This is a genomic window from Halomicrobium sp. IBSBa, assembly GCF_017612575.1.
GTDB lineage: Archaea > Halobacteriota > Halobacteria > Halobacteriales > Haloarculaceae > Halomicrobium.
This window is the reverse complement of the sequence record NZ_JADPQC010000001.1, coordinates 1,088,480-1,106,451: the sequence shown is the minus strand read 5'-3', so window position 1 is coordinate 1,106,451 and position 17,972 is coordinate 1,088,480. Positions and strand designations below refer to the sequence as shown.

Below are 17,972 nucleotides of genomic sequence, written 5' to 3'. Positions count from 1 at the left end.
CACTCGTCCAGTACCATCCGTTACCGAGGATGTATTGTCGACCAGTGAGGCCGATATCTGTCTGAAGAGACGCGAATTTTAGTCGTCGTCCGCGGCGGGCTGGGCCACGTCTCGGTCGGCGCGTGGCCCCTCCAGATCGACCTTCGGGAGCAGGTCACGGAGGTACTGGCCGGTGTAGGAGTCGTCCGTCCGGGCGACGGTCTCCGGCGTCCCTTCGGCGACGATCCGGCCGCCGTTCTCGCCGCCTTCCGGGCCGAGGTCGACGATGTGGTCGGCGTTTTTCACCAGATCGAGTTCGTGCTCGATGACGACGACGGTGTTGCCCTCGTCGGTGAGGCGGTGGAGCACGTCGATCAGCTTGCGCTCGTCTTCGGGGTGGAGCCCGGTCGTCGGTTCGTCGAGCAGGTACAGCGTCTCGCCGGAGTCTTTCTTCCCCAGCTCCTCGGCGAGCTTGATCCGCTGGGCCTCCCCGCCCGAGAGCGTCGTCGAGGGCTGGCCCAGCCGCATGTAGTCCAGGCCCACGTCTTTCAGGAGCTTCAGGCGGCGGCGGATGCCGGTGTGGCCCTCGAAGAAGTCGTAGGCCTCCGCGACGCTCATGTCCAGCACGTCGGAGATGGTGGCGTCCTTGTAGGTGACGTCCAGCGTCTCGTCGTTGTACCGCGCCCCGTCGCACTCCTCGCAGGGGACGTACACGTCAGAGAGGAAGTTCATCTCGATTTTGACGTTGCCCTGGCCGCCACAGGCCTCACAGCGACCGCCTTTGACGTTGAACGAGAAACGGCCCTTCTCGTAGCCTCGCTGCTTCGCGAGGCTGGTCTCGGCGAACAGTTCGCGGATGTGATCGAAGACGTTTGTGTAGGTCGCGGGGTTCGAGCGCGGCGTGCGACCGATAGGCGACTGGTCGATGAGGCGGACGGTCTCGATCTCGTCGATCCCCTCGATGTCGTCGTGCTCGCCGGGGTTCACGTCGGTGTCGTTCATCCGCCGGACGAGGCCCTTGTACAGCACGTCGTGCATCAGGGTCGACTTGCCCGACCCCGAGACGCCCGTGATCGCGGTGAAACAGCCGATCGGCAGGTCCACGTCCAGATCTGCGAGGTTGTGCTGGCGTGCCCCCTCGATCGTGAGGTGGGTGTCCGACGCTCGGCGGTCGTCGGGGACGGGGATCGTCCGCTCGCCCGAGAGGTACTCGCCGGTGACGCTGTCGTCGCTCTCGATCACGTCGTCCATCGATCCGTTGACGACGACCTCGCCGCCCCGTTTGCCCGGACCGGGACCCATGTCGATGATGTTGTCGGCCCGGCGCATCGTCTCGGTGTCGTGTTCGACCACGAGGAGCGTGTTGCCGAGGTCGCGCAGCTCCGCCAGCGTGTTCAGCAGTCGGTCGTTGTCCCGCTGGTGGAGTCCGATCGAGGGCTCGTCGAGCACGTACAACACGCCGACCAGTCCGGACCCGATCTGGGTCGCCAGCCGGATGCGCTGGCTCTCGCCGCCGGACAGCGTCGACGCCTCCCGGTCGAGGGTGAGATACTCCAGGCCGACCTCCTCCATGAACCCGAGCCGGGCGCGGATCTCTTTGAGGATCTCTTCGGCGATCTTCGTGTCGCGTTCGTCCAGCGACGCTTCCAGCCCCTCGAAGTGTTCCAGCGCGTCGCCGATCGACATCCGGTTGACCTCGGTGATCGACGTACCGTCGGAGGAAACCTCCGACGACGTTCCGCTCGCATCGCTCGCGGAACTCCCGTCGACGAGGACGTGCCGGGACTCCGCTTTCAGGCGGGTCCCCTCACACTCGGGACAGGTGGTGACGGCCATGAACTCCTCGATGTGTTCGCGGGCGCGGTCGCTGTCGGTCTCGACGTGGCGGCGTTCCAGGTTCGGGATCACGCCCTCGAAGCGCTCGGTCTTCTCGCGGGTGCCGTTCTTGGTCTGCCACTCGAAGTGGACGAGGTCGTCCGTGCCATAGAGGAACTGGCGCTGGATCGACTCGTCCAGTTCCTCGAAGGGCGTCTCCAGCGAGACGCCGAAGTGGTCGGCGACGTTGTCCAGCTGTCGGGAGTAGTAGGTACGATCGTAGCTCCAGGGTTCGAAGACGTGCTTGAGCGGCTTCGAGCGGTCCTGAATGACGAGTTCCTCGCTGACCTCCTTGGTCTCGCCGAGTCCCTCACACTCCGGGCAGGCCCCGTGAGGGCTGTTGAACGAGAACGAGCGAGTCTCGATCTCGGAGATGTCGATCCCGCAGTGGGTACACGCGAGGTCCTCGGAGAACTCGACGACGAGGCGGTCGCGGTCGCTGTGGTCCTCGCTGTCGCCGGTCCCCGCGAGATCGCCCGTCGAGCGCGCCGTCGCCCCGCCGAGGGACACGCCCTCCGGCGGGTCCGGGAGGATCACCTTCGTGATACCCTCCCCTTCTTCGAGGGCCGTCTCGACGGAGTCGGTGATCCGCGAGCGGGCGTCAGCGCTGACGCTCACGCGGTCGACGATCACGTCGATCGTGTGGTCGTAGTTCTCGTCGAGTTCGGGGTCGTCGATCGTCAGATCGTAGGGCTCGCCGTCGACCTCGACGCGGGCGTACCCCTCGCCGACCAGCTCCTCGAACAGCTCCTCGAAGGCCCCCTTCTGGTCGCGTACGACCGGTGCGGCGATCTTCGCGCGGGTCCCCTCGGGCAGGGCCAGCATCCGACGGACCATGTTCTGTGCGGACTGCTCGCCGACCTCGCGACCACACTCCGGACAGTGTGGCGTTCCGATGCGGGCGTACAGCAGGCGCAGGTAGTCGTGAAGTTCAGTGACGGTCCCGACCGTCGAGCGGGGGTTGTTGGCGGCGTTCTTCTGGTCGATCGAGATGGCCGGGGAGAGGCCCTCGACGGTCTCGACCTGTGGCTTGTCCATCTGGCCCAGGAAGTTCCTGGCGTAGGCCGACAGCGACTCGATGTAGCGGCGCTGTCCCTCGGCGTACACCGTCTCGAAGGCCAGCGAGGACTTGCCCGATCCCGACAGCCCCGTCACGACCGTCAACTCCTCTCGCGGGATCTCAACATCGATGTCCTTGAGGTTGTGTTCCTCCGCACCGCGGACCTCGATGTACTCTCGTGTCATCTACGGCCCCCTGAGAACTGGGTGCGTGAAACGCTGTCGGTCCGTCGGTGCCACTCGTTGGCTCTGTCACCATCAGACACAAAATTAATGCCGAAATCGCGTGAGCGTCCGGACATGAGTGCCCTCTCGAAGTACGACATCCAGGGACTGGATCTGACCGACAACAGCTACACCGTCGAACAGTCGCTGGTCCGCAACAAGTACAAGGCGATGGACGCCGCCGGCAACGTCGTCGTCCGCGGCAAGCAGAAGATGCTCAAGATGAAAGAGGAGTTCCCCTTCACGGACGGGGACGGCAACGAGGTCTTCACGGTCAAGGCCGGCGGCATCATCGACGTGGCCGGCAACTACGTGCTCTCGGACGCCCAGACCGGCGAGGACCTCGTGGTCCTCGACAACGACTACTCGGTCATGCAGGACACCTGGACGATCCGCGACGCGGGTGACGAGCGCGCCATCGCGAAGATCGACTCCCGGGGTGCCGCGGTGACGCTCGCGCGCAACCTCCTCCCGTTCGGCGCGATCATCCCCCACAAGTACGAGATCACCGACGTCGACGGCAACCACGTCGGCTCCATCGAGGGACAGTTCTCGCTGCGGGACCGCTACGAGATCACCATCGACAACGCGAGCAACGTCCCCAAGGAGGCCGTCATCGCCGCCTCGATGGTCATCGACGCGATCCAGGGGAACTGACACTGTTGGCTGTAACGTCGTGACGATAGTCGCCACCGCGGGGTGGCAAAATCGTTTACAGATGTACAGCCGACAGTATGAGGCTACCTAATCCACGAACAGCGGTCGGGTGACCTCAAAACGATCTCGGTTGGAAGAGCTACATATACCCTCAAACAGCTGTTTTAAGCCTCTCTCGGATCGCTCGTCACCGAACAGTGCCGAGCAACCGTAGGATGAAAAGATGGCCGTTCGATATTTTAACTGTTGGCCTGTATCTTGAAGATGAGGTCCACTACACAAAAAATTTAGCCTGTGAATCTCTACGGTCTGTATGGCCGCCTTCTCCTTGTTTGCGATCGTACTGTTCTTCATCCAGATTGGCGTCGGTTACTACGTGTTTCGTTCTTTCGAGGGGTTGCAAATCGGTTTCAGGGCTCTCCTCGCTGGTGCTGGAATCGTTTTGGGGCTCGTGGTACTCGTTGTGTTCGGTGTCGTCGTGACGCTCGTGTTCGATCTTGTCGTGGTACTCGTGACGGGTGGTGCGCGTGGCTATTTCGATTCCCCGAACGGGTCGCAGAGGGCCACATAACACTGCGAGATCGACCGACGACGAAGAGCGAGGGGCTTCACTGTCCAAATCAGAGCCAGCGGCCAGTGGCTTTGGGTCCGACTGTGCGGCGATTTGATGATACTAGTCCGATAGCGGTTTCGCACCCGACACTCGGGTCACACTCTCCGCTGGTGTGGTCGCCAACCAGCGCTCACTCTGGCCTCAGATGGCCCGGTTCACGAACGCCGACTATCACTCGTCCTTGACGATCACTGTGCCGACCATCTCGTCCTCGTGTGGGACACAGAAGTAGTCGTACTCGCCGGCAACCTCGAAAGTGTGTTCGTATGTTTCGCCGACTTCGAGATCGCCGTCCGGCCACGCATCTCGTGCCGCCTGTTCCGTGTCGTACGCTCCGGTAGTAAAAAATGCAGCTTCGTCAGGGAGACCGTCCTCGTAGGCCGTGACGGTATGGCTCCACTCAGAGTCGTTTATCCAGCCGACGCGCTCGCCGACGCCGATTGTCACTGTCGTCGGCGCAAACGCGTTGTCGGGTGTTTTCATTCCGACGACGGCGTCGTTTCGTTCCTGTAGCTCCGTCCGTTGAGCGTCGAGTTGGCGTTCGTTCGGTCCGAATGTTCCCGAGTTACAGCCTGCCAGGCCCACAACGGTCCCGCCTGCGACTGCTGTCAGGAAACGCCGTCGCCGTATCATATGTGTCGTGTCGTGAGGGGTATCATTAGAACTCTTCGCATATCGTGATGCTCGTGTCGTCCAGGGGTGATTGCTTCAGTTGAGCGTCTTCGCTGTGTCCCTCGATGCGGTCTTGGTGGATTAATCGACATCTTTCGGACTGTCGTTCTATGACTCCCTGACAACGTCGATAGAACCAACACAACCTTTCTGCTGTCGCACTCTCTAGCGAATGTATGCACCGTCGGACGTTCCTCCGAACAGCCGGCACTGGCTGGACACTCGGGGCGTGTGCCGGCCTCGCGAGCGCCCACCCGACTGCCACCAGCGACGGGACGCCGCCCGACGAGACGCCGGACAGCCAGCCCCTCGGGACGGTCTCGATCGAGAACGTCCGCGAGATGGTCCTGAGCCCCGACGGGACGGTCGCCTACGTCGCCACCGTCGACGGCTTCACGGTCGTCGATGTCGCCGACCCGACCGAGATGCGGGTGCTGGCTCGCGAGCAGCTCCTGGCCGACCACGCCGACGGGCCGCTGTCGGGGATCTGGGACCTGCACTGTGACGGCGACCGGCTGCTCGTGGCCGGCCCGGCAAACGGTGGGCGCGACTCGGTCCGTGGCTTTGGCTACGTCGACGTGTCCGATCCCGCCGATCCCGAGGTCCTCGCCGAACACGAGGTCGAGTTCTACACCCACAACTGCGTGCTCGCGGACGGCGTCGGCTACTTCACCGGCGGCGGGATCGACGGCTCGCCCCTGGTCGTCGTCGATCCCGAGAGCGGGACGGAACTGGCCCGCTGGAGCGTCGTCGACGTCGACGACCGCTGGGGCGAGTTGCCCTTCGGGATGGTGAACCTCCACGACGTGTGGGTCCACGACGACCGCGCGTATCTGGCCTACTGGGACGCCGGCACGTGGTGTCTCGACGTGTCCGATCCCGGCGAGCCGACGCTCGTCTCGCGGGTGCGTGGCCGCCCGCTCGAAACGCTGCTCGACGTTGCGAACAGGCGGCGCGAGCGCACGGAGCCGCCGGGCAACGACCACTTCGTCACCGTCGACGAGACCGGCGACCTGCTGGGGATCGGGACCGAGTCCTGGGCGGCGGCCTCGGGCTCGACCGGTCCGGGTGGGATCGCGTTCTACGACGTGAGCGACCCGGCAGCGCCCAGGCGGCTGGGGGCGATCGACCCGCCGCCGACGCCCGATCCCACCCGCGGCGGCGTCTGGACGACCGCCCACAACTTCGACCTCGTCGACGGGCGCTGCTACGCCGCCTGGTACCAGGGCGGGGTCACCGTCCACGACGTGACCGACGCGACAGACCCCGTCGAGCGGTTCCACTGGCGCGACGCCGGCCGCGGGAAGTTCTGGACCGCACAGCTCGCCGCGCCGGGCGAGTTCTTCCTGGGGGCCAGCATCGGCGCGTTCGGGGTCAACACCGACGACGACTCGCCCCTGGAGTCGGCGCTGTTCGCGTTTCCAGACCAGCGCCCGGCCGACGGCGCGCCGACGACCGACGACACCCCATCGGGACAGGCGTCGACGCCCACCAGCGAGACGGGGGCCGGCGCTGGTGTCGGTGCGGGGCTGCTCGGACTGCTCGGTGCCGGCGCGTGGTACCGACGCCGCTCCGGATGATCACTCCAGGCCGTGTTTGACGGCCTTCGCGACGCTGCGGGCCTTCTCGGCCAGTGCCGCTGAGACGTGGCCCCCTTCGACCGCGGCGTCGAGTTCGTCGTCGTCGACCCGTTCGACGCGACCGTCGGCGTGCTTGACCACGTCGACGTGGAGGTCGACGTAGCGGACCGCGTCGGGGAACACCTCGACGGGCGTACAGACGTTGACGTAGGTGCCTCGTTTGGTCCCGTCGGCCCCCTCGTAGACGGTCGGATACCACCAGCGCCCTTCCTTGACCTTCGTCGTCGCCACGTCGCCGGCCTGGCGGTCGACGCCGAGCGCGTCGTAGGTGCCCCCCGGCGACATCTCCCGCTCGACGGTCACCGTGCCGTCGGGCTCGACGGACTGGACCGCCGCGTCGCCCAGCGTGTACAGCCGACCGTCGGGCTTGCCGTGGTCGAGGCGGACCGTGTCGCCGGCCGCGGGGCCGAACTGGCTCGCGACCGCGGTGAAGGGAAAGTCCTGCTCGCCGGTCCGAAAGCCGTCGGCGACCGCTTCGGCCAGGTCGACGCCGGCCGAGGCGCTCCGCGAGCCCGCCTTGATCCGGTGGTGGCCCGGCATCGTCGCCGTCACCGCGTCCCGCGCGTCGTCCAGTGCGAAGCGACTCTCGCGGCCGAACCAGACCCACGCCGTCGACTCGGGGGCGGCGTGGCGCTGCGGTGCGTCGTCGGCCGGTGCGGGCGCGTCGGCGAGGGCGTCGTCCAGCGCCGCCGCGCGGTCGTTGGCCCGTTCCAGCGCATCGCCCAGCGCGTCGAGGCCGGCGTCGTCGCTGTGGCGGTGCCAGGAGCTTCCCCAGCCGTCGACGGGATCGGCCGGGAGGATGTCGGCGAGTTCCGGACCGGTGTGCTCGATCGTCTCGCCGCGGACGAGCGTCACCAGCGAGCCGTGGGCCCGGATCGTCGTGGACAGCGTCGCGCGGTCGCCGCTCCAGGGCGGGCTCGGCTCGTCGACCTGGACGCGGATCCGATCGCCGTCCTCGATTCGGCGATCGGTCTCGCCGTAGGGCAGGTACCCCTCGCCGTCTCCGAGCGCGACGATCGCGCCCCCGCCCAGCGTCTCGGTCACTGCTCCGTCGTAGACCGCACCGCGGGGGGTCGGGTCCGACCAGACCAGCGCGTCCCGACCCACGTCCGCCAGGCGCTCGGAGACCGCCTCGACGGCGTCGGGGTCGCCGGTCACGCGAACGCCCTGCCGGTCGGCTGTCGTCTCGACTGTCACCGTCGCCGGCTCGTGGGTGAACTCGGCGTCGAACCGGTCGACGATCGGCGGCGAGGGCTGGACGACGCCGGGCTCGTCCCGGAACAACTCGGTCAGTGCGGTCGTGTAGATCCCCCTGATCCGGACGGTCATAGCGCGTCGTCGTCGTGCGCGAAGCGTACGCGGCCGTCGACGGTCGGACCGAGCGTCAGCTCGACCACGTCCTCGCCCAGGACGCGCCCGCCCTCGACCGGGACGCCCCACGAGTCAAAGCGGAGGTAGCCCCGGATGTCGTCGGCGTGGGTAAAGAGGTCCAGATACGCCACGGCGTGTTCCTGCACGTCGCTGGCGCTGTGTGCCATCTCCATGTCAGAGTAGATCGTCTCCCGGTCCGCGAAAAACGCTTCTAGGGCCGTGGCTGCCTCGTCGGTGGCCGCGACGACGGCCTCCGAGGCGGCGGCGATCTCGTCGGTCGAGAGGCCGGCCTCGGCCAGTGCCTGCTGCTCGCGCTGGCTGAAGTGCATGGACGGCCGTTGCGACGGAGCGATGAAAAGCCCGCTGTTACACTGCGCCCAGCATGAACAGCGCGTTGAGCATGAGGATCAACACGCCAAAGAGGACGCCGAATGCCACGACCGACCGGGGATCCATTCGGATCGTGTTGTTGTCTTCCGCGTCGAAGTACCGGACGAGTCCGGCACTGGACATCAGTCCGCCGCTGTCGCTGCTGCTCATACAGTAGCGTCGTCGGTCCCACCGAGTAAGCCTTTCCCTTTCGTCCCTCGCCACGGGCAGGATCCGTCGTGGTGACAATCCTTATCTGGGCCCACCGGCTACCTCCAACGAGTACCGATGACAGTCACGCTCAAGGACTTCTACGCAGACTGGTGTGGCCCGTGCAAGACGCAGGATCCGATCCTCGAAGAACTGGAAGCCGACTGGGGCGACGTGAGCTTCGAGAAGATCAACGTCGACGAAGAGCAGGACGTGGCCAACGAGTATCAGGTCCGCTCGCTGCCGACGCTGATCGTCGAGAACGACGACGGCATCGTCGAACGGTTCGTCGGCGTCACCCAGCGCGAAGATCTCGAAGACGCTCTCCAGCAGGCTTCGGCGTAGTCTCCCCGTTCTCACCGTTCACGTACAGACCTAGACGAAAACGAGTCAGTCAGAGACGGCTGCGTCGGCCTGTTCGGCACCGGAGTCAGTGATCTCGTAGAGGTTCTGTCTCGCGTCTGCGAAGTAGACGTCTTCCTCGATGACGCCGACCTCGTCGAGGCGTTCGAGCGCGTAGCGGACGGTCCGCGCCGAGAGCATCGACTCCTCGACGATCCCCTTCTGGGTGAGTGGACCGTCGTACTCCAGAACCTTGTACACGAGCTTCGCGCTCGGTGGAAGGTCCGCGATGGCCTCCCCGTCGGTTTCGGTCATCACCTGTCACGAGTGGCGCGGGCTCCATAAAGATTGAGGAGTTGCGCCGAGCAACGAACTGTGCTGCCCGTACTGCTCCGTATCGCGGGCGTTCTGGGTGGGTCTCGACTCGCGACCGTGCTCGACGCCGACCCCTTGTGACCGCGCCATCGAGCGTGCCCGAACCGGGCGGCTTTTGGTCCCCGACGGCGGACCATAGCGTATGGCAACGGACACGGTCGAGGGCATGAGTTCGCACTTGCGCGGACTCACTGTCACGACACTGGCGGCCCTCTCTGGGTTAGCCGCCGGTGTCGCGGCCAACGAGATAGCGGCCGGCGCGGGTGATCGACTCGCGGTCGCCGTGCTGATCGCAGCGATCGTCGTTCAGTTCCCGATTCTGAGTGTACTGGGCGTCGACATCGACGACTTCTCCGCGAAGGACTACCTGTTCGTCGCGTTCATGACGTTCTCGCTCTGGTTCGTCTCGTGGGGAATCCTCCTGACAACGGCGACACTCTAACATGGCCGACGATAGCATTGCGGTCGTCGACCTCGACCGATGTCAGCCCGACCGCTGTAACTACGAGTGCATGAACTTCTGCCCGCCCAACCGGACGGGCAAGGAGTGCATCGTCAAGCGCGGCGACGCGTACGACGAGGACGACAACTACGCCGGCAGCGACGACCAGGTGTGGATCTCAGAGGAGATCTGTCTGGGCGAGTCCTGTGGGATCTGCGTCGAGAAGTGTCCCTTCGACGCCATCGAGATCATCAACCTCCCACAGGAACTCGGCGACGAGCCGGTCCACCGCTACGGCGAGAACTCCTTCGCGCTGTACGGTCTGCCCGCCCCCCAGGAGGGTCGGGTCACCGGGATCCTCGGCCCGAACGGGATCGGGAAGACGACGGCCGTCCACATCCTCGCCGACGAGATGACGCCGAACCTCGGTCGGTTCGACGAGGAGCCGGCCTGGGAGGCCGTCATCGACGAGTATCGGGGCACCGAACTGCAGGACTACCTCGAAGACCTGCGGGACGGCGACATGACCGTCGCACGCAAGCCCCAGTACGTCGACCAGATCCCCGATCAGTTCGACGGGACAGCCAGCGAGCTGCTCGAACGCACGGACGAACGCGGTGCGCTGGACGACCTGATCGAGCGGACGGGGATCGCCCCGGTCGTCGACAACCACATCGACGACCTCTCTGGCGGGGAGCTCCAGCGGGTCGCGCTGGTCGCGACGCTCGCTCGCGACGCCGACTTCTACTTCCTCGACGAGATCACCCCGTACCTGGACATCGGACAGCGGATGACCGCCGCCCAGCTGATCCAGGAGCTGGCCGAGGACGAGGACCGGTCGATGCTGGTCGTCGAGCACGACCTGGCGATCCTGGACCTGCTGGCCGACGCGCTCCACGTCGCCTACGGTGAGCCCGGCGCGTACGGTATCATCACCAGCCCGAAGTCGACGAAAAACGGCATCAACGAGTACCTCTCTGGCTATCTCGACAACGAGAACATGCGCTTTCGCCAGCAGGAAATCGAGTTCGAGGAACACGCCCCACGCTCGGTCTCGACGGGCGACGTGGTCGCCGAGTACCCCGACCTCACGAAGTCCTACGGCGACGGCGAGTTCTCGCTGGACGTCGAGGCCGGCCAGATCCGCGAGAGCGAGGTGCTGGGCGTCGTCGGCCCGAACGGGATCGGGAAGTCGACGTTCGCGAAGCTGCTGGCCGGACGGCTCAAACCCGACGCGGGAACCGTCGACGCCGACCTCGACATCGCGTACAAGCCCCAGTACATCGAGATCGACCAGCCGATGCGGGTCGACGCCTTCCTGTCCTCGATCACGGACGACTTTGGCTCGTCGTACTGGAACACCGAAATCGCCCAGCCCCTCCAGCTCGATGCGGTGATGGAGCAGCAACTCACCGACCTCTCTGGTGGAGAGCGCCAGCGGGTCGCCATCGCGGCGTGTCTCTCGGAGGACGCCGACCTCTACCTGCTGGACGAGCCCTCGGCCCACCTCGACGTGGAACAGCGCGTGCTCGCGACCAGCGCCATCCGGCGCTACGCCGAGAACCACGACGCGACGGCGATGGTCATCGACCACGACATCTACATGATCGATCTCCTCTCGGATCGACTGCTGGTCTTCGACGGCGAGCCGGCAAAGCAGGGCCACGCCAGCCCGCCCGTCGAGATGCGCGAGGGGATGAACCAGTTCCTCTCGAACCTCGACGTGACTTTCCGCCGGGACGAACGGACCTCCCGGCCCCGGATCAACAAACCGGGCTCGCAGCTCGACCGCCAGCAGAAACGCGACGGTGAGTACTACTACGCGCCGTAGATGATTCCGGGCGAAGCGAGTGACGTTCGCCCCGTCCGTCTGCTCCTATCGTTCGTCCTCACAGCGGTCCTACTCGGTGGGTCGCTGTTCGTCACGTTCGGGACGGAGTGGGGGTGGGACCGCCAGTTCTTCCGTGCGGTCGTCCTGCTTTCGTTGCTTCCTCTCGGTGTGTCGGCCATCGGACGGTTCCGGCGGTATCGCCGTCCTGCCGGTCTCTTCTTCCTCGGCGTGCTCGTGTTCTGGATCGGCGTCGCCGGTGGCGCGTGTCGACAGCCGCTGCTCCGGGGGGACGCGACCTGGCAGTTCGCGTACGACTGGGGTGCAAACGTCTTCTACTTCGGATGGCCCCAGGAGACGCAGCTGGGATACACGTGCTTCGGGGAACCGAACCGACCGCTCACGGTGCTTGGCTATCTCTGTGGGTCTGTCGGGACCGCGCTGGGGCTCGGTGGGTTCGATCCGGCCGAGTAAGTGGTGATCGAGAGACCCGCGGCTCTAGGACACGGGATCGGGTTCTCCGACCTCTGCCCCGTCGACGGCGTCGTCCAGTCCGTCCTCGATGTCGACGCCGCCGCCGTCGTCTGGGAGCTCGCGGTCGCTGCGCTTGGCCGCCCGGTCCTGTGACTCGGTCACGGCGTCGTCACCGGTGACCGACACGAAGATGTCTCCGAGTTCGTCGATACGGGCGGACTCCTGTGTCTTGCTCATACACCATGCCATAAGTTAACATGCACAATAACGACGATACCTAACTGAGTTGGCACCATCGCCTCTCGTCGTCGTCAGCGGCTGCTCGTCGACGGGAGTCAGCGACGAGACCGCACCCAGGAGAGCGACTACGTCACCTGTGTCGCACAGGAGCCACACAGCGACTGCTCTTTGACGTCGACTTCGCGGACCGTGGGGGAGAACTTCATCACGCAGCGTTCGTTGTCACAGTGTTCCAGGCCCAGCGTGTGGCCGATCTCGTGGACGACCTCCTTCCGGACCCGGTCGCCGAAGATGTCGCTCGCCGATCGATTCGAGAAGCCGCCGTCGGAGGAGGTCTGGAGCCGGTGTGTCGAGATGACGCTCCCGCTGCCACTGAGGTAGGCCAGGCCGAAGACGTAGTTGCGCCGCCGGTAGTACAGGTCCTGTGGCGTGATCGCGATGTTCTTCTCGCCGCTCCCGATTCGCTGGGCGAGATCGATGAACTCCTCGGCCCGGTACTGGTCCCGGTTGCCGTCGTACGCACCGGTGGGGATCGGCTGGGGTTCGTGCATCGAGACCTCGCAGTCGTAGACGGTCCGCAGTCCCTTGGAGGCCTCGCGCTTGACCCGTGCCGAGACGTCTCCCACCGGCACGACGTCAACGTGCATGCGAAGCCATATGTGCCGATGTGACATAAACATCCCGCCGTGAACGACCCACGCAGCGCTCTCGTCGCTCGATTGGCCGACTTCGAGCGCGTCGTCGAGGTCGGCGTCGGCCGACGGCCGGACGTGGCACGACGACTCGCCCAGCGGGGCGTCGACGTGACCGTCACGGACGTGGTTCGGCGAGACGTGCCGCGGGGGCTCACCTTCGTCCTGGACGACGTGACCGATCCAGCACCGGGCGTCTACGCCGACGCCGAGGCCGTCTACGCGCTGAACTGCCCGCCCGAACTGCACCGTCCGCTGCGCGCCCTCGCCCGCGAGCACGGTGTGGCGTGTTACTTCACGACGCTCGGCGGCGACCCGCCCACCGTCGCGGTCGACCGCGAGCAACTGCCCGGCGGCGAGACGCTGTACCGCGTCCGCGCGGACGGTCCGAAAGGCAAGTGAAATGACCGGCGGCCACCTTCCGGGTGGTATGCACGTGGATGCGGTCGTCCTGGACATCGACGGCGTGCTCGTCGACGTTGCCGACTCCTACCGACGGGCCATCGTCGAGTCCATCGAGCGGCTGTACGGCGAGACGATCGACCGGTCGGCGATCCAGTCGTTCAAGGACGCCGGCGGGTTCAACAACGACTGGGAGCTGACACACGCCGGGGCGCTGTACGTGCTCGCGAGCCGCGAGGGGCTCGACCAGACGGTCGAGACCTTCACCGACGGGATCGCCAAGCGGGGCGGTGGGCGAGACGCCGCCGAGGCGATCGTCCGGGAGGCGCTGACGCCAAACGCCTGCGAGGACGTCTTCGACGCCTGGGACCCCGACCAGCTCCGGGACGTGTTCCAGCTGCTCTATCTGGGCGCGGAGCTGTACCGCGAGATCGAGGGCCGCGAGCCCCGCATCGCCGAGCCGGGGTTCGTCAACGACGAGCCGGTCATCGTCGATCCGGAGACGATCGCGGCCCTGCAGGCGGACTACGACGTGGGCGTCGTCACCGGGCGTCCGGCCGCGGAGGCCGACATCGCGCTGGAACGGGCCGGCCTCGACGTGGCCGACGAGCACCGCTTCACGATGGACGACTGGGAGGCCGGCAAGCCCGACCCCCACGCGCTGGTGACGCTGGCCGAGCGCTTCGACGCCGACCGGATCGCCTTCGCCGGGGACACGCTCGACGACGTGCGAACGGCCGTCAACGCCAACGAGGCCGACGACCGAGTGTACGACGGTATCGGCGTCCTCACCGGTGGGCTTACGGGCGAGACGGGACGACAGAAGTTCAGCCGTGCCGGCGCGGCCGCCGTCGTCGAGAGCGTCGACGACCTCCCCGACCTGCTCTCCCCGCGGTCGACGGACCGTTAGGGTCGCTCTTTTTGCCCGTTCGGGACCGATCGAACGATATGGATCGAACGGATCTGCTGTGGTTCGTCGGCCTCACCGTGACGCTCGCGGTGTTCGGGCTCGTCCTCGGCGTACTCGTCGTCCCCCCGGACCCCGCCTCGCAGCTGTTCGTCGGCGTCCAGTGGGTCGTGCTGTCGCTCGTCCTCGCGTACCTGATCGTGCTCCGGGGCGAGCCGGGACCGCCGCTCCTGGGCGACGACTGACACGACCGGCTGTACATCTGTGACCGATTTCGCCACCCCGGGGTGGCGAAGGTTCAGCCAGCAGTACGAGACGGAGTCTCGTCGCCGTTGCCCGGTCGACCGTACGACGACTCTCTCTACAGCTGTCTGGGCGACACACGAGCGCCAGACATCGGCAAGTAGCGGGAGTGTGACAACACTTATTCGGTGTTCGCTCCAGCCTTTCGGTATGGAAATCGCCCTACTCGGTGGCACCGGCGACATCGGCGAGGGACTAGCACTGCGGTGGGCCGCGGACTCCGCCCACGACGTGCTCGTCGGCTCGCGCGATCCGGAACGCGCAGCAGCGAAAGCGACGGAGTACGCGACGGCACTCGACGAGCGCGGCCGTGACGCGAGCGTCGAGGGACTGGGCAACGTCGAGGCCGCCCAGCGCGCGGACGTGATCGTCACTGCCGTCCCGGCTTACCACCTCACCGACACCGTCGAGTCCATCGCGGACGAACTCTCCTCGGACGACGTGCTCGTCTCCCCGGCGGTCGGGATGAAACGCGACGAGGACGGCTTCCACTACAACCGGCCCGGCGTCGGCAGCGTCACGCAACTCGCGGCCAACGCCGCGCCCGACGACGTACCCGTCGTCGGCGCGTTCCACAACCTCGCGGCCGGCCGGCTCGCCGACCTCGACGCCGACCTCGACTGGGACACCGTCGTCGTCGGCGACGAGTCCGACGCCAAAGACACCGTGATCGAACTGGCCGAGTCGATCGAGGGCCTGCGCGCGCTCGACGGCGGCCCGCTGGCCAACGCCGCGGAGATCGAGGGACTGACGCCGCTGCTGATCAACGTCGCCCGACACAACGACGGCCTCCACGACCTTGGCGTCCGATTCCGGTAGTCGCGGGAACCACTCACGACGGCAGCTGTCCCGTCCCCCGCTCGTCTATGCGGGGACGACCGTGATCGTCTTGCCGCGGTCGATGGCCTGCTCCACGACCTTTTTGCTGCGGGGGATGTCCTCGCTCACTCCGTTCGCTGCGGGCACCCCACTTGCAAAAACGTCGATGAAAAAGGCAGCCACTCGCTTCGCTCGTGGCTGTGAACCGCGCCAGAGGCGCGGATGCGTTCGCTACGATGGAACGACCGTGATCGTCTTGCCGCGGTCGATCGCCTGCTCTAGCTCTTCGGCGATGGCAGAGCCACGCGAGACCTGGATCTCGCCGCCCCGCGAGACCGTCGCGGTGAAGAGGTACTCGCCGTCGGCCTGCACTTCCACGGTGTCGCCCTGGTGGCCGTCCATCGGGATCTGGACGTGTCGGGAGGTGATCTCCGGGGTGACGATCTGGCCGGGAGCGTTCGCGCCCGAACCGGAGGTACTCGACGCCGAGGAGCCGCTCGGCTTCTCGGCCAGCGTGCGCACGTCGATGTCGATGCCCAGGCGGTTCTCCACGTCCGTGATGCGCCCGCCGCCCTTGCCGATGACCTGCGAGATGTCGCTCTCTTCGACCCAGACGACGGCGGTGTCGGGACTCTTGAGTTCGACCTCGACGTGGCCGTGTGCGATCGAGCGGATCTCCCGCTCGATCTCCTGTTTCGCGATGCGGTCGACGCCCGAGTCGGTGCCCGGCCCGCCGTCCCCGTCGTCCAGTGGCACCGTGACAACCTGCCGGTTGAACGTGTAGATCTCGTACTTGGGCTCGCCGGTCTCGAAGTCTCGGATGAGGATGACCGGGCGAGCCAGGTCCTCCTCCATCAGGCCGTCGGGGACCTTGACCTCCGTCGTCACGTCGTAGACGGTGTGGACCTCGCCGGCCTCGATGTAGATGACGGTGTCGACGATCTGTGGGATCAGCCCGAGTTCGACACGGCCGATCAGCCGTTGCAGGGCGTCGATGGCCCGCGTCGCGTGGACGACGCCGATCATCCCGACGCCGGCCAGTCGCATGTCGGCGAAGACCTCGAAGTCGTCGGTCTTGCGCACCTCGTCGTAGATGGTGTAGTCCGGCCGGACCATCAACAGCGAGTCGGCGGTCTTCTCCATGGAGCCGCCAAGCTCGGTGTACTGGGTGATCTCGTCGCCGACCTGGAGGTCGCGGGGCTTTTCCATCGTCTTGACTGCGTAGTCGGCGTCGACGAGGAACTCCCCGACGGCCTGGGCGAACGTCGACTTCCCGGCACCGGGCGAGCCCGAGATGAGGACGCCCCGCTGGTGGTCGGTGAGCCGGTCGCGCAGTTCGTCGGCGTGCTCGTAGTCGTCAAGCTCCGTCTTGACGATCGGTCTGACGGCCGTGATCTCCAGGGCGTCCGAGAAGGGCGGACGCGCGATGGCGATCCGGAAGTCCCGGTACTGGATGATCGTCATGCCCGGCTCGGACAGCTCGACGAACCCTTCGGGACTGGCGTGGGCCGCCTCCTCGATGTCGGCGGCGTACGATCGCAGCTCCTCCTCGGTCGCGGGGTCGTCTCGGATCGGCTGGTAGGCCATGTCGCCGATCGACCCGCGCTTGGCGAAGGGCGCGACGCCGACCTTGAGGTGGACGCTCATCGTGGCCTCGTCGAAGAAGTTCTCGATGGTCAGGCGATCGACCGTCCGCTCGATCGGGTCCAGAAACTCCACTGGGATGCCCTTCGCGCTGGCGACCTCGGCTTGCACGTCGTCGCTGGTCACCAGCGTCGCCCCGCGGTCCTGTGCCACGTCCCGGATGAGCGCGTCGATCTCGCCTTCGCCGGCCTCGCGCTTCTCGACGGCGTCGGGGCGACGGCCGACGTACTCCACGTCGATGGTGCCGTCCTCGTCCAGCGAGACCAGGCGCTGGAGCTCTTCGAGCCCCTCCCACCCGGTCTCTCGGCCGTCGTTGGCCTGTGCTTCGAGTTCGCCCACGACCGCTTCGGGGACGACGACGGTCGCGCCCGCAAAGCCCGTCCCCTCGACCTCGGAGTCGGGATCCGCGTCGGCTTCGATCCGCTCGGACACGCGGCCGTCGATGACCACGCTCGTGTCCGGTACAATATCCATATCCTGCCTTCGGGACAGGTGGTAAAAAGCCCGTCCCTCGCGGCACGACAGCCCTCAGTGCCGATAGAGGTGGTAGCCGACGCCCCAGACGCCGACGAGGACCGCAGTCACGAGCAACATTCCGGCGGCCTCCTCGGAGATCGGGACGTTCGTGTACGCGGTGAGGAGCTCACCGGCGATCCGGGACACGCGTCGGAACGACGGCGCGAACGCCAGGATGTGTTCGATCAACAGTCCGCTGACGACGACGCTGACGAGATAGCCCGTCGAGTGTGAAGCGCCTGATTTGGCCGGCATACGGGACGGGACGCTCACGCCGTCGTAATAGCTTGGTGGGTTCGCAGTTCGGGGCGGTGGTGA

At 66.2% G+C, this 17,972-nt stretch carries 21 protein-coding genes; 11 read left to right on the top strand and 10 right to left on the bottom strand.

What is annotated here, in order from left to right; genetic code table 11:
• Positions 1–78: 78 nt before the first annotated feature.
• Positions 79–3,099 (bottom strand): excinuclease ABC subunit UvrA, encoded by a 3,021-nt coding sequence (gene uvrA, locus IL252_RS05675; RefSeq protein WP_208627205.1) that lies wholly within the window; start codon positions 3,097–3,099, stop codon positions 79–81.
• A 114-nt stretch (positions 3,100–3,213) separates the two neighbouring features.
• Between uvrA and IL252_RS05670 the strand changes: the two genes are divergently transcribed.
• On the top strand, positions 3,214–3,795 hold the full coding sequence (locus tag IL252_RS05670; RefSeq protein WP_208627204.1) for an LURP-one-related/scramblase family protein: 582 nt from the start codon (positions 3,214–3,216) through the stop codon (positions 3,793–3,795).
• 313 nt (positions 3,796–4,108) lie between these two features.
• Entirely contained in the window at positions 4,109–4,366 is a 258-nt protein-coding gene (locus tag IL252_RS05665; protein WP_208627203.1) for a hypothetical protein, read from the top strand.
• A gap of 213 nt (positions 4,367–4,579) precedes the next feature.
• Here IL252_RS05665 and IL252_RS05660 read toward each other — a convergent pair whose 3' ends face one another.
• Positions 4,580–4,891, bottom strand: a complete 312-nt coding sequence (locus IL252_RS05660) for a plastocyanin/azurin family copper-binding protein (RefSeq protein ID WP_244256817.1) — start codon at positions 4,889–4,891, stop codon at positions 4,580–4,582.
• 365 nt (positions 4,892–5,256) lie between these two features.
• On the opposite strand from IL252_RS05660, the gene IL252_RS05655 reads away from it, so the two are divergent.
• Positions 5,257–6,660, top strand: coding sequence for an LVIVD repeat-containing protein (locus tag IL252_RS05655; protein ID WP_208627202.1), 1,404 nt, complete (start codon positions 5,257–5,259; stop codon positions 6,658–6,660).
• Here IL252_RS05655 and IL252_RS05650 read toward each other — a convergent pair whose 3' ends face one another.
• Genes IL252_RS05650 through IL252_RS05640 form a run of 3 tightly spaced genes read right to left on the bottom strand, consistent with a single transcriptional unit; the run spans position 6,661 to position 8,631 of the window.
• Positions 6,661–8,049: a DUF402 domain-containing protein gene (locus tag IL252_RS05650; protein WP_208627201.1), complete on the bottom strand. Its 1,389-nt coding sequence runs from the start codon at positions 8,047–8,049 to the stop codon at positions 6,661–6,663.
• Positions 8,046–8,420 (bottom strand): hypothetical protein, encoded by a 375-nt coding sequence (locus IL252_RS05645; protein WP_153554457.1) that lies wholly within the window; start codon positions 8,418–8,420, stop codon positions 8,046–8,048. The genes IL252_RS05650 and IL252_RS05645 overlap by 4 nt, the downstream gene beginning before the upstream one ends.
• Positions 8,421–8,457: 37 nt before the next feature.
• Entirely contained in the window at positions 8,458–8,631 is a 174-nt protein-coding gene (locus IL252_RS05640; protein WP_153554456.1) for a preprotein translocase subunit Sec61beta, read from the bottom strand.
• Between the two features lie 117 nt (positions 8,632–8,748).
• Here IL252_RS05640 and IL252_RS05635 point away from each other — a divergent pair, with 117 nt between their 5' ends.
• Positions 8,749–9,015 (top strand): co-chaperone YbbN, encoded by a 267-nt coding sequence (locus IL252_RS05635; RefSeq protein ID WP_012807842.1) that lies wholly within the window; start codon positions 8,749–8,751, stop codon positions 9,013–9,015.
• A gap of 45 nt (positions 9,016–9,060) precedes the next feature.
• Here IL252_RS05635 and IL252_RS05630 read toward each other — a convergent pair whose 3' ends face one another.
• Positions 9,061–9,327, bottom strand: a complete 267-nt coding sequence (locus tag IL252_RS05630; RefSeq protein ID WP_012807841.1) for a MarR family winged helix-turn-helix transcriptional regulator — start codon at positions 9,325–9,327, stop codon at positions 9,061–9,063.
• Between the two features lie 202 nt (positions 9,328–9,529).
• On the opposite strand from IL252_RS05630, the gene IL252_RS05625 reads away from it, so the two are divergent.
• The 3 genes from IL252_RS05625 to IL252_RS05615 are packed head-to-tail and all read left to right on the top strand — an operon-like array spanning position 9,530 to position 12,131.
• Positions 9,530–9,829, top strand: coding sequence for a hypothetical protein (locus IL252_RS05625; protein ID WP_153554455.1), 300 nt, complete (start codon positions 9,530–9,532; stop codon positions 9,827–9,829).
• A 1-nt stretch (position 9,830) separates the two neighbouring features.
• Positions 9,831–11,660, top strand: a complete 1,830-nt coding sequence (locus IL252_RS05620) for a ribosome biogenesis/translation initiation ATPase RLI (RefSeq protein ID WP_208627200.1) — start codon at positions 9,831–9,833, stop codon at positions 11,658–11,660.
• Positions 11,661–12,131, top strand: a complete 471-nt coding sequence (locus IL252_RS05615; protein WP_208627199.1) for a hypothetical protein — start codon at positions 11,661–11,663, stop codon at positions 12,129–12,131.
• 24 nt (positions 12,132–12,155) lie between these two features.
• Here IL252_RS05615 and IL252_RS05610 read toward each other — a convergent pair whose 3' ends face one another.
• The gene (locus tag IL252_RS05610; protein ID WP_018256606.1) at positions 12,156–12,368 is read right to left on the bottom strand and encodes a hypothetical protein; all 213 of its coding nucleotides are present in this window, start codon (positions 12,366–12,368) and stop codon (positions 12,156–12,158) included.
• A 128-nt stretch (positions 12,369–12,496) separates the two neighbouring features.
• On the bottom strand, positions 12,497–13,018 hold the full coding sequence (locus tag IL252_RS05605) for an archaemetzincin family Zn-dependent metalloprotease (RefSeq protein ID WP_153554451.1): 522 nt from the start codon (positions 13,016–13,018) through the stop codon (positions 12,497–12,499).
• A 39-nt stretch (positions 13,019–13,057) separates the two neighbouring features.
• Between IL252_RS05605 and IL252_RS05600 the strand changes: the two genes are divergently transcribed.
• The 4 genes from IL252_RS05600 to npdG all read left to right on the top strand — a co-directional run bounded on the left by IL252_RS05600 (position 13,058) and on the right by npdG (position 15,494).
• On the top strand, positions 13,058–13,465 hold the full coding sequence (locus tag IL252_RS05600) for a UPF0146 family protein (protein WP_208627198.1): 408 nt from the start codon (positions 13,058–13,060) through the stop codon (positions 13,463–13,465).
• Positions 13,466–13,493: 28 nt separating this feature from the next.
• Positions 13,494–14,375, top strand: coding sequence for a TIGR01548 family HAD-type hydrolase (locus IL252_RS05595; protein ID WP_208627197.1), 882 nt, complete (start codon positions 13,494–13,496; stop codon positions 14,373–14,375).
• A gap of 38 nt (positions 14,376–14,413) precedes the next feature.
• Positions 14,414–14,617: a hypothetical protein gene (locus tag IL252_RS05590; RefSeq protein ID WP_012807834.1), complete on the top strand. Its 204-nt coding sequence runs from the start codon at positions 14,414–14,416 to the stop codon at positions 14,615–14,617.
• Between the two features lie 208 nt (positions 14,618–14,825).
• Positions 14,826–15,494, top strand: coding sequence for an NADPH-dependent F420 reductase (npdG, locus tag IL252_RS05585; protein WP_208627196.1), 669 nt, complete (start codon positions 14,826–14,828; stop codon positions 15,492–15,494).
• Positions 15,495–15,725: 231 nt separating this feature from the next.
• Here npdG and IL252_RS05580 read toward each other — a convergent pair whose 3' ends face one another.
• Both IL252_RS05580 and IL252_RS05575 read right to left on the bottom strand, forming a co-directional pair.
• Positions 15,726–17,612 (bottom strand): PINc/VapC family ATPase, encoded by a 1,887-nt coding sequence (locus IL252_RS05580; RefSeq protein ID WP_170092592.1) that lies wholly within the window; start codon positions 17,610–17,612, stop codon positions 15,726–15,728.
• Positions 17,613–17,666: 54 nt separating this feature from the next.
• The gene (locus IL252_RS05575) at positions 17,667–17,909 is read right to left on the bottom strand and encodes a hypothetical protein (protein WP_012807830.1); all 243 of its coding nucleotides are present in this window, start codon (positions 17,907–17,909) and stop codon (positions 17,667–17,669) included.
• Positions 17,910–17,972: the final 63 nt, after the last annotated feature.

Excerpts from the sequence above, each read along its gene's own strand:
- IL252_RS05630 (WP_012807841.1), bottom strand. The coding sequence starts at position 9,327 with ATGACCGAAACCGACGGGGAGGCCATCGCGGACCTTCCACCGAGCGCG.
- IL252_RS05615 (WP_208627199.1), top strand. The coding sequence starts at position 11,661 with ATGATTCCGGGCGAAGCGAGTGACGTTCGCCCCGTCCGTCTGCTCCTA.
- IL252_RS05610 (WP_018256606.1), bottom strand. The coding sequence starts at position 12,368 with ATGAGCAAGACACAGGAGTCCGCCCGTATCGACGAACTCGGAGACATC.
- IL252_RS05575 (WP_012807830.1), bottom strand. The coding sequence starts at position 17,909 with ATGCCGGCCAAATCAGGCGCTTCACACTCGACGGGCTATCTCGTCAGC.
- IL252_RS05620 (WP_208627200.1), top strand. The coding sequence starts at position 9,831 with ATGGCCGACGATAGCATTGCGGTCGTCGACCTCGACCGATGTCAGCCC.
- IL252_RS05660 (WP_244256817.1), bottom strand. The coding sequence starts at position 4,891 with ATGAAAACACCCGACAACGCGTTTGCGCCGACGACAGTGACAATCGGC.
- IL252_RS05650 (WP_208627201.1), bottom strand. The coding sequence starts at position 8,049 with ATGACCGTCCGGATCAGGGGGATCTACACGACCGCACTGACCGAGTTG.
- IL252_RS05655 (WP_208627202.1), top strand. The coding sequence starts at position 5,257 with ATGCACCGTCGGACGTTCCTCCGAACAGCCGGCACTGGCTGGACACTC.
- IL252_RS05595 (WP_208627197.1), top strand. The coding sequence starts at position 13,494 with ATGCACGTGGATGCGGTCGTCCTGGACATCGACGGCGTGCTCGTCGAC.
- npdG (WP_208627196.1), top strand. The coding sequence starts at position 14,826 with ATGGAAATCGCCCTACTCGGTGGCACCGGCGACATCGGCGAGGGACTA.
- IL252_RS05670 (WP_208627204.1), top strand. The coding sequence starts at position 3,214 with ATGAGTGCCCTCTCGAAGTACGACATCCAGGGACTGGATCTGACCGAC.
- IL252_RS05580 (WP_170092592.1), bottom strand. The coding sequence starts at position 17,612 with ATGGATATTGTACCGGACACGAGCGTGGTCATCGACGGCCGCGTGTCC.
- uvrA (WP_208627205.1), bottom strand. The coding sequence starts at position 3,099 with ATGACACGAGAGTACATCGAGGTCCGCGGTGCGGAGGAACACAACCTC.
- IL252_RS05625 (WP_153554455.1), top strand. The coding sequence starts at position 9,530 with ATGGCAACGGACACGGTCGAGGGCATGAGTTCGCACTTGCGCGGACTC.
- IL252_RS05645 (WP_153554457.1), bottom strand. The coding sequence starts at position 8,420 with ATGCACTTCAGCCAGCGCGAGCAGCAGGCACTGGCCGAGGCCGGCCTC.
- IL252_RS05635 (WP_012807842.1), top strand. The coding sequence starts at position 8,749 with ATGACAGTCACGCTCAAGGACTTCTACGCAGACTGGTGTGGCCCGTGC.
- IL252_RS05640 (WP_153554456.1), bottom strand. The coding sequence starts at position 8,631 with ATGAGCAGCAGCGACAGCGGCGGACTGATGTCCAGTGCCGGACTCGTC.
- IL252_RS05665 (WP_208627203.1), top strand. The coding sequence starts at position 4,109 with ATGGCCGCCTTCTCCTTGTTTGCGATCGTACTGTTCTTCATCCAGATT.
- IL252_RS05590 (WP_012807834.1), top strand. The coding sequence starts at position 14,414 with ATGGATCGAACGGATCTGCTGTGGTTCGTCGGCCTCACCGTGACGCTC.
- IL252_RS05605 (WP_153554451.1), bottom strand. The coding sequence starts at position 13,018 with ATGCACGTTGACGTCGTGCCGGTGGGAGACGTCTCGGCACGGGTCAAG.